General features: G+C 73.0%; 10 protein-coding genes. 4 read left to right on the forward strand and 6 right to left on the reverse strand.

The window, feature by feature from the left end:
- Positions 1 to 9: 9 nt before the first annotated feature.
- The 3 genes from ACFYOY_RS10765 to rsmH all read right to left on the reverse strand — a co-directional run bounded on the left by ACFYOY_RS10765 (position 10) and on the right by rsmH (position 3,630).
- Complete coding sequence (locus ACFYOY_RS10765) at positions 10 to 1,992, reverse strand: penicillin-binding transpeptidase domain-containing protein (protein ID WP_388586073.1); 1,983 nt, start codon at positions 1,990 to 1,992, stop codon at positions 10 to 12.
- Between the two features lie 103 nt (positions 1,993 to 2,095).
- Positions 2,096 to 2,671: a septum formation initiator family protein gene (locus tag ACFYOY_RS10770; protein WP_351894639.1), complete on the reverse strand. Its 576-nt coding sequence runs from the start codon at positions 2,669 to 2,671 to the stop codon at positions 2,096 to 2,098.
- Positions 2,668 to 3,630, reverse strand: coding sequence for a 16S rRNA (cytosine(1402)-N(4))-methyltransferase RsmH (rsmH, locus tag ACFYOY_RS10775; RefSeq protein ID WP_388586077.1), 963 nt, complete (start codon positions 3,628 to 3,630; stop codon positions 2,668 to 2,670). Before rsmH ends, ACFYOY_RS10770 begins: the two co-directional genes overlap by 4 nt.
- A gap of 408 nt (positions 3,631 to 4,038) precedes the next feature.
- On the opposite strand from rsmH, the gene ACFYOY_RS10780 reads away from it, so the two are divergent.
- From ACFYOY_RS10780 to ACFYOY_RS10795, 4 genes are all read left to right on the forward strand, one after another.
- Positions 4,039 to 4,593 carry a carbonic anhydrase gene (locus tag ACFYOY_RS10780; RefSeq protein ID WP_351894628.1) on the forward strand — a complete coding sequence of 185 codons (555 nt, stop codon included), beginning with the start codon at positions 4,039 to 4,041 and terminating at the stop codon, positions 4,591 to 4,593.
- Positions 4,594 to 4,813: 220 nt separating this feature from the next.
- The gene (locus tag ACFYOY_RS10785) at positions 4,814 to 5,866 is read left to right on the forward strand and encodes a MoxR family ATPase (RefSeq protein ID WP_351894622.1); all 1,053 of its coding nucleotides are present in this window, start codon (positions 4,814 to 4,816) and stop codon (positions 5,864 to 5,866) included.
- Positions 5,866 to 7,254: a DUF58 domain-containing protein gene (locus tag ACFYOY_RS10790; protein WP_351894615.1), complete on the forward strand. Its 1,389-nt coding sequence runs from the start codon at positions 5,866 to 5,868 to the stop codon at positions 7,252 to 7,254. The genes ACFYOY_RS10785 and ACFYOY_RS10790 overlap by 1 nt, the downstream gene beginning before the upstream one ends.
- Entirely contained in the window at positions 7,251 to 9,680 is a 2,430-nt protein-coding gene (locus ACFYOY_RS10795; RefSeq protein WP_351894610.1) for a DUF3488 and transglutaminase-like domain-containing protein, read from the forward strand. The genes ACFYOY_RS10790 and ACFYOY_RS10795 overlap by 4 nt, the downstream gene beginning before the upstream one ends.
- A 336-nt stretch (positions 9,681 to 10,016) precedes the next feature.
- Here ACFYOY_RS10795 and ACFYOY_RS10800 read toward each other — a convergent pair whose 3' ends face one another.
- The 3 genes from ACFYOY_RS10800 to ACFYOY_RS10810 all read right to left on the reverse strand — a co-directional run bounded on the left by ACFYOY_RS10800 (position 10,017) and on the right by ACFYOY_RS10810 (position 12,389).
- On the reverse strand, positions 10,017 to 10,409 hold the full coding sequence (locus tag ACFYOY_RS10800) for a DUF3040 domain-containing protein (protein ID WP_351894605.1): 393 nt from the start codon (positions 10,407 to 10,409) through the stop codon (positions 10,017 to 10,019).
- A gap of 271 nt (positions 10,410 to 10,680) precedes the next feature.
- Positions 10,681 to 11,463 (reverse strand): methyltransferase, encoded by a 783-nt coding sequence (locus ACFYOY_RS10805; protein ID WP_351894600.1) that lies wholly within the window; start codon positions 11,461 to 11,463, stop codon positions 10,681 to 10,683.
- 398 nt (positions 11,464 to 11,861) lie between these two features.
- A complete protein-coding gene (locus ACFYOY_RS10810) occupies positions 11,862 to 12,389 on the reverse strand; it encodes an SAV_6107 family HEPN domain-containing protein (protein WP_351894592.1) in 528 nt (175 codons plus the stop codon).
- Between the last annotated feature and the right edge of the window lie 135 nt (positions 12,390 to 12,524).

Below are 12,524 nucleotides of genomic sequence, written 5' to 3' on the forward strand. Positions count from 1 at the left end.
TGGGTCCGTTCACTGGCCCGGGTTGTAGCTCACGGGGAGCCGTTTGGGTTGCTTCCCGGACGGCGGGACCTGCAGGGCCTTGAGGCCGAACTCCATGACCTTCTTGTAGACCGGTCCGCAGACCTGACCACCGAAGTAGCTGCCCTTCGTCGGGTTCTGAACGGCACAGTAGACGGTCAGCCGCGGTTTGTCGGCCGGGGCGAAGCCGGCGAAGGACGCGGTGTAGCCGCGGTAGCGGCCGGTCTTGGGGTCTACCCGGTTGGAGGTGCCGGTCTTGCCCGCGACAAGATAGCCGGGGATCTTCGCCTTGGCGCCGGTGCCCTGCTGGTCGTCGACGACCGATTCGAGCATCTCGGCGAGCGTCTTCGCGGTCTCCTTGCTGACGACACGGGTCTTCTCGGGGGCGGGCGCGGCCGTGTAATCGCCGCCGGGCCCCTTGGTGCCGCGGACGAGGGTGGGCGCGATGCGCTCGCCGCCGTTGGCGATGGTGGAGTACACGGACGCCGCCTGGACGGCGTTGAGCGACAGCCCCTGGCCGAAGGGGATGGTGTACTGCTGCGAGGCGCTCCAGTCCTGCGGCCGGGCCAGGATGCCCGGGGTCTCGCCGGGGAAGCCGAGCCCGGTGGGCTGGCCGATCCCGAACTTCCGCAGATAGGAGTAGAGGATCTGGTTCTTCTGCTTCTTGGTCTTCCCCAGCTGCTCGGTGGCGAGGATCGTGCCGATGTTGCTGGACTTGGCGAGCACGCCGTTGAGCGTGAGGTACCAGGTGGGGTGGTCGATGTCGTCGGCGAAGGCCCGGTCGGCGCGCGGCAGCCGGTTGGGGACCACCACATGGGTGTCCCAGCGGGCCACGCCCTCCTGGAGGACGGCGGCCATGGACATGAGCTTGCTGACGCTGCCGGGCTCGTAGGCGTCGGAGACCGCGGCGTTGCCCAGGTCGTCGGCGTCCGTCGTGGTGATGTCGCCGGGGTCGAAGCCGGGGGCGTTGGCCATCGCCAGGAGCTGTCCGGTGCGGGTGTCCTGGACGATGACATAGCCGCGGTCGGCCCCGGACTTGCGGACCTGGTCGGCGATGGCGCTCTGGGCGGCCCACTGGATGTCCCGGTCGATGGTCAGCTCGTAATCGCTGCCCGAGACCGCGGGCTGCTCCTTGAGGTCCCCGGTGGGCACCTGGTGGCCACCGGACTGGGCGTAGACGCGTTTGCCGTCCTTGCCCGCGAGCTTCTTGTTGAGCTGCTGCTCGAGGCCGGCGGCGCCGCGGCCGTCGGCGCCCACGAATCCCAGTATCCCGGCGGCGAGATCCCCGTTCGGATAGACCCGCTTGCTGTGCGCCTCGCGGTTGACCCCGGCCAGGACATTGGTGCCCTTGCCCTTGGCCGCCGCGTCGTCCAGGGCGCTCTTCAGGTCCTTGATCTGGTTCCAGACCTGCGGGGACTGCTGCCGGGCGAGCACGACGTACTGCGACTTGGGGTTGTCGGTGAGCTTCTTCTCCAGGTCCGCCTCGTCCTTGCCGAGGATCGGCGCGAGGAGGGCGGCGGCCTGGCGCGGCGCGTCACGGGTCTTGGCCGTCTTGGGCGTGAGCAGATCGGGGGCGGCGGTGATGTCGTACGCGTCCACCGTGGTCGCCAGGTCGACACCGTTGCGGTCGGTGATGGAGCCGCGTTCGGCGGACAGCTTCACCGGGATGTAGCGGTTGACGTTGGCCTTGGCCGCGTAAGCGCTGGCGTCGACGGCCTGCACCTGCAGCAGCCGTACGACGAAGACCAGCATGACGAGGGTGAGGCCGAGGCTGATCAGCCGCAGCCGGGGGCGCGGGCTGCCCAGCCGCAGCGGCCGGGCGGCACCGGGGCGCGGGCGCTGGGCGGGACGGCCGGACGATCCTCTCTGGCGCTCACCGGGGCGCCGCGCCGCCTCCTGGCGCGGGCGGCGGTCGCCGCGCGGACCGGCCGGGCCGGGCACGCCGCGGCGGCGGGGATCCTGGGGCGCGCTCACGCGACGGCCGCCCTCGGCTCGGCGGCCGCCCACCGCGCGCGGGCGGTGCTCCGCGCGGGCGGGCCGGGCTGGGCGCGGGCTGGGGATCGCGTCACCGTGTCACCTACTGAGGGGCCGGGGTGGACTGCCCGGAGGCGGAGGAGGTTGTGGAGAGGGCGGTGGGCGGCCCCCACGGGGTCACGGAGGCCGTGGCGGACGCCGTGCCCGTGCCCGCCCCGGACGGGGTGGCGGTTGGCGGTGCGAGGACGGACGGGGTGGGCGATGCCTGGGACGGCGTGGGGTCGAGCGCGGACGGCAGCACCGGGCCGGGCGCGCCGAGCACCGAGGGCTGCCCCGAGGCGGGGGCGGGCACCCCGCTGACTGAGCCGTCCGGGTTGAGGAAGGCCGGGCTGCCGCCGGGCACCATCCCCAGCTCCCGGGCGCGCCGCTCCAACTCGGCGGGCGCGGAGAGCTGGTCGACGTCCTGCTGGAGAGCCTGGCGCTCGTCGGTGAGCTCCTCGGTCTGCTTCTCGAGCCTGCTGAGCTCGAACGACCCCTGGTTGAGGGAGGAGTTCAACAGCAGCAGCGCGATCAGGCCGGAGCCGAGCAGGACCACGACGAGCAGCACGAAGGGCGTGCGCCTGGCCGTGGTGGCCCCCGGCACCGGCCGGCCTTTCGGCCCCGTCCCCCGCACGCTCATGGACCGACCTCTTCCCGGATGCGCTCCGCCCCCCGGAACCGGGCCGGGGCGGCCCGCCGGTTCTCGGCGATCTCCTCCTCGGTGGGCAGCTCCGCGCCGCGGGTGAGCAGCTTCAGCCGGGGCTGGTACTGCTCGGGGACGACCGGCAGCCCGGGGGGCGCCGTATTGCGGGCACCGGCCGCGAACACCTGCTTGACCAGGCGGTCCTCCAGCGAGTGATACGACAGCACGGCGATCCGCCCGCCGACCGCGAGCGTCCCTACGGCCGCCGGAATGGCCCGCTCCAGGACCGCGAGCTCGCCGTTGACCTCGATCCGCAGCGCCTGGAAGGTGCGCTTGGCCGGATTGCCGCCGGTGCGCTTGGCGGCCTGCGGCAGCGCCGCGCGGATCAGCTCGACGAGCCGGGCGCTGTTGGTGAACGGCTCCTTGGCGCGCTCGCGCACCACCGCGTCCACGATCTTCTTGGCGAACTTCTCCTCGCCGTACGCCCGCAGGATGCGCACCAGCTCGCCCGGCGGATAGGTGTTGAGCACCTCCGCCGCGCTGACGCCGGTGGTCTGGTCCATCCGCATGTCCAGCGGGGCGTCCTGGGCGTAGGCGAAACCGCGCTCGGCCTCGTCCAGCTGCATGGAGGACACGCCGAGGTCGAAGAGGATCCCCTGGACGCGCGGGACGCCGAGCCGGCCGAGGACCTCGGGCAGTTCGTCGTAGACCGCGTGGACCAGCGTGGCCCGATCGCCGTACGGGGCGAGCCGCTCACCGGCGAGTCGCAGCGCGGACGGGTCGCGGTCGAGGGCGATGAGCCGGGCCTCGGGGAAGTCGCGCAACAGCGCCTCGCTGTGGCCGCCGAGGCCCAGGGTGCAGTCGACCACGACCGCGCCGGGCTGGGCGAGAGCGGGGGCCAGCATGTCCAGGCAGCGCTGGAGCATGACGGGAACATGGAGAGCGTTGCTGCTCATTGCGCTGCTGGTGCGCCCTTCTGAGGATCGGCGAGGATGGTACGCACCTCCGGGTCCCCGCCCGCTCTGAAGGGGAAGTGGCCTACTGGCGCCGGGGAAGTGACGTCAGGCGACCGGAGCGGGAGGAGGCCGAGGGGTACGTACGCACCGCGCTCACGCGAAATTCCGGGATCCGAGGGGAGCGTCACGCCTCCCACTTCGCGCCACTTTAGTCCACTCGTCCCTTCGGTCAACCAACCGGCCAGCGCGTCCCGCCCCGGGGGTGGCATCACCTCCCCCAGTCACCACACCGAGGGGCACAGGAGGCTGTGGGTTGCCTCACATCACCCGCTCGGCCTATCCCGTTGCCCTCGTTTGCCCTACCTAAAGAGAAGACAAAATTCCCTGGTGAGAGGTAGCGTCGTCATCATGTCGATATCAGCGCCGCAGCCGAATCCGTCCACCGACCGCGACGCCCGTACGGGAGACACGGTCACCGACCGCCTCGTGGAGGCCAACCGCAAGTACGCCGAGAAGTTCACCGACCCCGGAATGGACGCGCGGCCCGTGCAGCGCGTCGCCGTCGTCGCGTGCATGGACGCCCGACTGGACCTGCACGAGGCACTCGGCCTGGAGCTGGGCGACTGCCACACCATCCGCAACGCCGGCGGTGTGGTCACCGACGACATCATCCGGTCCCTGACCATCAGCCAGCGCGCGCTCGGGACCCGCAGCGTCGTGCTCATCCACCACACCGGCTGCGGTCTGCTGAACCTCACCGAGGACTTCCGGCATGAGCTGGAGGAGGAGGTGGGCCAGCGTCCGTCGTGGGCGGTCGAGGCGTTCAAGGACCTCGACGCCGACGTCCGCCAGTCGATGCAGCGGGTGCGCACCTCGCCGTTCCTGGTGCACACCGACGACGTCCGCGGCTTCGTCTTCGATGTGACGACGGGTCTGCTGCGGGAGGTCACGCCGCGCGCCTGAGGGATGCTGAGGTTACTGAAGGGATTCAGCACCCGAACTCGTGCAAGCGTGACAAATAACCCCGGGTTATCCACAGCCGAGTGACGCGAGGCCGCGGAGACCGCAAGAATGCATAGGTGACATCGTCCCCCGCAACCACGCGGGGGACCGATGCCAGCGTTTGCGGTGGGCCGGTCCGTTCCGAGGGCAACGGCCCTGAGAACGGGCCGAGGAGGGCCGGGTGACGACCTATGACGAGCGAGCGAGCCTCAGCGATCTGACCACCACAGCGGAGCGGATCCGCCGGTCGGTGGAGGGTGTGATCGAGGGCAAGCCCGAGGTCGTACGGCTTTCGCTGACCGTGCTGCTCGCCGAGGGGCATCTGCTGATCGAGGACGTCCCGGGCGTGGGCAAGACCATGCTGGCCAAGGCGCTCGCGCGGTCCATCGACTGCTCCGTGCGGCGGATCCAGTTCACCCCGGACCTGTTGCCGTCCGACATCACCGGCGTGAGCATCTTCGACCAGCAGCGCAAGGAGTTCGAGTTCAAGCCGGGCGCCATCTTCGCCCAGATCGTGATCGGCGACGAGATCAACCGCGCCTCGCCCAAGACCCAGTCCGCGCTGCTGGAGTCGATGGAGGAGCGCCAGGTCACCATCGACGGGGAGAGCTACGAGCTGCCCAACCCCTTCATGGTGGTGGCCACGCAGAACCCGGTCGAGATGGAGGGCACCTACCCGCTGCCCGAGGCCCAGCGCGACCGCTTCATGGCCCGTGTCTCCATCGGATACCCCAGCCCGCAGGCCGAGCTGCAGATGCTGGACATCCACGGCGGCGTCTCCCCGCTGGACGACCTGCAGCCCGTCGCGCACGCCCACGAGATCGTCAAGCTGGTCGAGGCGGTGCGCTCGGTGCATGTCGCCGAGGCCGTCCGGCGCTACGCGGTGGACCTGGTTGCCGCCACCCGCAACCACCCCGATCTGCGTCTGGGCGCCTCGCCCCGGGCCACACTGCATCTGCTGCGGGCCGCCAAGGCGTCGGCCGCGCTGGCCGGGCGGGAGTTCGCGCTGCCGGACGATGTGCAGTCCCTCGCTGTGGCGGTGCTAGCGCACCGGCTGCTGCCCACCGCGCAGGCTCAGCTGAACCGCCGCACCGCGGAGCAGGTCGTCACGGACATCGTGCAGCGCACCCCGGTACCCACCTCCGGCTCGCGCGGCGCGGGTGGGATGCCCCCGATGCCGCCCATGCCCCCGGCCGACTTCGGCCGGCAGCAGCCGGGCGCGCGGAGGCTGTGATGGCCGCAGGGGGGACGGACTTGGGCCCCGAGGGCCCCGGCGCCGGCGAGGACTCGGGCGGGCTGCGGGCCGCCCTCGCCGGTCTGACCACCCGCGGCCGTTCCTTCCTGGCCGCCGGGGTGGCCGCCGCGGTGTGCAGCTATGTCCTGGGCCAGGCCGACCTGCTGCGGGTCGGGCTGCTGCTGGCCGCGCTGCCCCTGGTCTGCGTGGCCGTGGTCTACCGCACCCGGTACCGGGTGGCGGGCAGCAGACGGCTGGCGCCCGCGCGGGTGCCGGCGGGCTCCGAGGCCCGGGTGCATCTGCGGATGGACAATGTCTCGCGGCTGCCCACCGGGCTGCTGATGCTCCAGGACCGGGTGCCCTATGTGCTCGGGCCGCGCCCCCGGTTCGTGCTGGACCGGGTGGAGCCGGGCGGCCGGCGCGAGGTGTCCTACCGGGTCCGCTCGGATCTGCGCGGCCGCTATCCACTGGGCCCGCTGCAGCTGCGGCTGAGCGATCCGTTCGGGATGTGCGAGCTCACCCGCGCGTTCAGCGCCTACGACACGCTCACGGTCGTCCCCCGGGTCGAGCCGCTGCCCCCGGTGCGCCTGACCGGCGAGGCCGCGGGGTACGGGGACGGACGGCACCGCTCGCTGGCCCTGGCCGGTGAGGACGATGTCATCCCGCGTGGCTATCGCATAGGCGACGATCTGCGCCGGGTGCACTGGCGGTCCACCGCGCGCTACGGGGAGCTCATGGTCCGCCGGGAGGAGCAGCCGCAGCGGGCCCACTGCACAGTGCTGCTGGACACCCGGCGTGCGGCGCACTACGGCTCAGGGCCCGACTCGGCCTTCGAATGGGCCGTCTCCGGGGCGGCCTCGACCGCGGTCCATCTGCTGGAGCGGGGCTATGCGGTCCGGCTGCTGACCGACTCCGGAAGCTCGGTGCCGGGCCCGGACGGCGGAGGCGGCTTCACCGGCTCCACCCATGACTCGGCGGAGACCGCCGGGCTGATGCTGGACACCCTCGCCGTGGTGGACCACTCCGACGGCGGAGGGCTCTCGCCCGCCTTTGAGGTGCTGCGGGGCGGCGGTGAGGGGCTGCTGGTGGCCTTCCTGGGCGATCTGGACGAGGAGCAGGCGGCGACGGCCGCCCGGATGCGCCACCGCACCACGGCCGCGGTGGCGTTCGTACTGGACGGCGCGGCCTGGTCACGCGGGGCGGAGTTCGGGGGCACCCGGGAGCTGGAGGAGCGGCTGCGGCAGCTGCGCGAGGCGGGGTGGACGGCGCTGCCGGTCGGCCCGGGGGCCTCGCTGGCACAGCTGTGGCGGCAGGCCGACACCCAGGGCGCCACCCGGGCGGACGCCGGAGGTCCCACGATCGGCGGCATGACAGGGAGCTGGGCATGAGTGGGAGCGTTCGGCTCGCGATATGTGCGGCGCTGGCCACGGTGGCGGCGGCCTGTGCGCTGCTGCCGCTGGTGGACCCGGCGAGCTGGCTGTTGCAGGCCACCCTGTTGCTGGCGGTCCAGAGCGGGACGGGCGTGGCGGCCCGCCGGGTACCGCTGGCCCGCCCGCTGACGGTGGCCGCGCAGGCCGTGGTGACGCTGCTGCTGCTCACCCTGGTCTTCGCGCACGAGCAGGCGCTGGGCGGGGTGCTGCCGAGCCCGCAGGCCCTCCACGAGTTCGCGCTGCTGCTGCGCGACGGCACCGACGATGTGGGGCAGTACGCGATCCCCGCGCCGCTCACCGATGGCATCCGGCTGATGCTGGTGGCCGGAGTGATGACCATCGGCCTGGTGGTCGACGCACTCGCGGTGACGTACCGCAGCGCGGCCCCCGCCGGGCTGCCGCTGCTCGCGCTGTACTCGGTCGCGGCCGGCCTGTCCGACGCCGGGAGCGACTGGCTGTGGTTCCTGCTGGCGGCGGCCGGCTATCTGCTGCTGCTCCTCGCCGAGGGCCGGGACCGGCTGTCCCAGTGGGGCCGGGTGTTCAGCGGCGGCGGCCCGCGTCAGGCGGGTATGCCGCCCTCGGGCCTGGCCGGGGCCGGAGGCGCCCCGGCGCTCGCCCCGGTCCGCACCGGCCGCAGGATCGGGGTGCTGGCGCTCGGCATCGCGCTGGTGGTGCCCGCGGCGCTGCCGTCCCTGGACGGCGGGCTGCTGGACCGGCAGGGCAGCGGTGGCGGGTCGGGCAGCGGCGGCGGCACGATCTCGGCGGTCAATCCGCTGGTGTCGCTGCAGGACAGCCTGAACCAGCCGGAGAACAAGGAGGTGCTGCGCTATCGCACCTCCTCGCAGACCACACAGGACCTGTATCTGCGGATCGTGGCGCTGGACCGGTTCGACGGCACCTCGTGGAAGTCGTCCGAGCGGCATGTCACCGATGTGCCCGGCCAGCTCCCCTCGCCCGCCGGGCTCGGCCCCTCGGTCCGGGTTTCCTCGATCGACACCTCGATCTCGGCCGCCGACTGGTACGCGCAGAACTGGCTGCCCCTCCCCTACCCCGCGTCCAGGGTCGAGATCGACGGGCGCTGGCGCTATGAGCCCGAGGGCCGCACGCTCGTCGGCGACCGCGGCCAGACCACCCGGGGCGCCCGCTACCGGGTCACCAGCCTGCTGGTGGAGCCGACGGCCGAGCAGCTGGCGGCCGCGCCCGCACCGCCCTCGCGGCTGCGGAAGGAGTACACCGAGGTGCCGGACTCGCTGCCGTCCGTGGTGGCCAGTACGGCGCGGGAGGTGACCGCCGGCGCGGCCAACGCGTACGAGAAGGCGGTCAAGCTCCAGGACTGGTTCGCGGTGAACGGAGGATTCCGTTACGACACCGAGGTGCAGTCCGGCAGCGGCTCGGCCGCCATCGTCCGGTTCCTGAAGCAGAAGGAGGGCTTCTGCGTCCACTTCTCCTTCTCGATGGCCGCGATGGCCCGGACGCTGGGCATTCCGGCGCGGGTGGCGGTCGGGTTCACCCCCGGCACCGCCCAGGCGGACGGCTCGGTGTCGGTGGGCCTGAAGGACGCGCACGCCTGGCCCGAGCTGTACTTCGAGGGCGTGGGCTGGACCCGTTTCGAGCCCACCCCGAGCCGTGGCACCCAGCCCGACTACACGATGGAGCAGACGCCCTCGGGCACCCCGTCCGACGAGCCGACCACCGAGCCCAGCACGACCTCCGAGCCGACGGCCGCCCCGACCGCCTCCGACAGCTGCTCCCTGGAGATGAAGAAGCTGGGCACCTGTGGAGGTGCCGCGGCCCAGCAGCCGGACAACGGCGCCTCGGGCGGGGGCTGGTCGGCGGCCAAGGTCACCAGCTGGAGTTCGCTGGCGGTGCTGCTGGCCGTGGTGCCCCTGCTGCCCATGCTGTGGCGGCGGCGGATACGGACCCGCAGACTGAACGGCTCGGGCGGGCGCACCGAGCAGGACGCCGCCGACCGGATCCTCGCCGCATGGCGTGAACTCACCGATTCGGCCTGGGACTTCGGCGTGCTGCCGGACGACTCGCTGACCTCACGCAGGGCGGTGGCCCGCATGGTGCGGATCGCCGACCTCGACGACGATTCGGCCCGGGCGGCGCAGCGGGTGGCCGAGGCGGTCGAGCAGGTGCTGTACGCACCGCAGCCGCGCCCGTTCGCGGGCGTCGCGGACGACGTCCGGCAGGTGCTGGCCGGATTCCGGGCCAAGGCGGGGCGGCGGGAGCGGCTGCGGGCACTGCTGGCGCCGCGGTCCGCCGCTCAGCTGGTGTGGGCGTGGGGACAGCGCTGGTCCGCGCTGGTCCAGCGGTGGGGAGCACCCCGCTGGGCCCGCTGGGCCTCCCAGCTCCGGCCCCCGCGCGGTCAGGGGAGCTGACCTCCGGGCGGCCCTGAACCCTTGCGGCTGAGGCCCGGCGGCTGAGGTCTTGCGGCTGAGGCCCGGCGGCTGAGCCCCCCGCGACTGAGCCCCTGCGGCATGCGCGGGGGCTCAGGCCGCTCGGGCACGCCACGGGGCTCAGGGCGGCCCGAACTCACTCCAGGCCCCGCGGGGGGCCAGGGACGCGGTTGCAGGGCTGGGGCATGGTTGCGGTCCAGGACACGGTTGCGGGGCTGGGGCATGGTTGAAGGACTACGGTCCGGGAGCGCTACCGCACGGTTGAGGGGCGGTCGCCAGTCGGCGACCGCCCCTCAACCGCTCATCCAAGAATTATCCTCAGTGGCCCTGCTCATCGCGGCGACGCTGCCACCGCTCCTCGATACGCGCCATCATCGAACGGCGCTGACGGCCCTGACGCCGGGGAGCCGCCCCGCCGCCGCCCTGCGCCTCACCGGGTTTGGGAGCCTTGCGCCAGCCGGTCACCGCGAGCACCGCACATCCCAGCATGATCAGGAAGCCCACCACGCTGATCGCAATCTGGGGAACGATCACTCCGACCATGAGGAGTGCGATGCCCACCAGAAAACCCGCGACCGCCTGGTAGACCCGTCGCCGGGTGTACGTGCGCAGGCCGCTTCCCTCAAGCGCTGTCGCGAACTTGGGATCTTCGGCGTACAACGCTCGCTCCATTTGCTCGAGCATGCGCTGCTCGTGCTCCGAGAGCGGCACGGAGTCCTCCTACTCGTCGGTCGCGGGGGGCGACCGGGTGCGACCCTTTCAGGATAGGCAGGGAATCGCCCCCGTGAAACCCGCCCCTCAACGCCAATTCGCCCACCCCCGCGGGCGTGGCGAAAGTTGACGCTGAGACGTCCATTCCCCTCCCGCCGATTGGCCATGCCGGACGGTGTACCCCGATCATACGGGGCCTGGCGTCCAATCGGGTCTCCTGTGGCCGACTCCACCTGCGCCGCCCGTCGTCCGGTGGGGCGGGAGGAGCCGCTCAGTCCCGCTCGGCGAGAACGTGCAGCTGAGTGGCGACGGAGCGGAAGGCGGGCAGCCCAGCGGCGGCCTCCTCCAGCTGCAACAGGGCGTCCAGCGCCCCGGGCTCGGTGTCCACGAGCACTCCGGGGACCAGATCGGCGAAAACCCGCACCCCGTGCACCGCGGCGATCTCCAGACCGGCCGCCTCCACCAGCTCTGACAGCTGGTCGGCGGTGAAGCGGCGCGGCATCGGGTCTCCGGAGCCCCAGCGGCCCTCGGGGTCAGTAAGCGCTTGCCGGGCCTCGGTGAAATGGCCGGCCAGGGCGCGGGCCAGCACGGCGCCACCCAGGCCCGCCGCGAGCACGCTGAGGGTTCCGGCGGGACGCAGGGCCCCCGCCGCGTTCCGCAGGCCCTCGGCGGGGTCGTCCACGTACTCCAGCACGCCATGGCACAGCACCACGTCGTAGCCGCCCCGCTCGACCACGTCGAACAGCCCGTGGGCATCGCCCTGGACTCCGCGCACCCGGTCGGCCACCCCGGCCTCGGCGGCCCGCCGCTCCAGTGCGAACAGGGCGTTCGGACTCGGGTCGACCACAGTGACGCGGTGGCCGAGGCCGGCCACGGGAACGGCGAAATTACCGCTGCCGCCGCCGGTGTCCAGGACGTCCAGCGCGCCGTGCACGGCCCCGCCCTCGACGGCCTCCCGGCCCGTGACCTTGGCCCGCCGTTCCAGGGCGTCTTTCAGGACCTCCCAGACCACGGCGGTACGGAGGGACGCACGGGGGCGCTGCGGGTCTGACACGGCGGGTGGCTCCTCGGCGCGGTGCCGCCACCGCCCGGAGGCGGTGACGACGGCTTACTGACGTCGGCGGTCCCAGCCTATTGCCTCCGTGGGGCGGGGTGCGTCTGCCTCCGTGGGGCGGGGTGCGTCTGCCTCCGTGGGGCGGGGTGCGTCTGCCTCCGTGGGCGGGGTGCGTCTGCCTCCGTGGAGCGGGGTGCGTCGAGGCGGCCGGCCCCACCGGCCCCCAGCGGATACCGGGCGGACACCGACCGGCGCCCGAGCGGTACCCGGCGGATAGCGGCAGATGCCCGGACGGACAGCGACCGGCGCCCGAGCGGATACCGGACGGCCCTCAAGCCGATGCCGCATCGCGCCCCAGCGGATACCGGGCCGCGCCGGGGCGGTCACCGGGCCACCTCTCAGGCTCCCGACGGGCCCGGCTCGTCACCCGGCGGGGCCTGGTGGGGCAGGGTCGGCTGCAGCATGCGCTCCACCAGCCGCAGGAACATCCCGGTGGCACGCAGCAGATCGTCCGCGTCCCGCCGGCTCGCGGCGCCCTGTATCCCCGCCTCGGCGCGGGCCCGGCGCTCGGCGCCGGAGGCGAACAGCGCGCTCCACTCGGCCAGTTCGGGAGCGACCTCCGGCAGGACCTCCCAGGCGCTGCGGATCCGGGCGCGGCGGCGCGCGGTGGACTCGGGGCGGCCGCGCACGGCGAGCACGGCAGCGGCGGTGCGCAGGGCGGCCAGATGTGCGGTCGCAAAGCGCTCGTTGGCAGTCTCGAGCGCGGCGGCCTCCTCCAGGCCCTGATGGGCCTGGGTGAGCAGACCGGCGGCGGCGGGCGGGGCGGACGCGCGGCGCAGCACGGGGTGGACATCGGTCGCGGGGCCGGTCAACGAGGGGGCAGGGGCGGCGGCACGGTGCCGGCGCGCTGCGGCGGTACTGGCCATGACGAACCTCCTGTCGTCGCGTGGCGGCCGGTCGTGTGGTAGAGCGACCGCCGTATGGGGCCATCGTGGGGCACACCACTGACAATCGGCCCTGACCAGCGCGAACGACCCCGACGCCGCACCTCGCCCCGCCAT

This window comes from Streptomyces sp. NPDC007875 (assembly GCF_042868035.1).
In the GTDB taxonomy this organism is placed as follows: Bacteria; Actinomycetota; Actinomycetes; order Streptomycetales; family Streptomycetaceae; genus Streptomyces; species Streptomyces antimycoticus.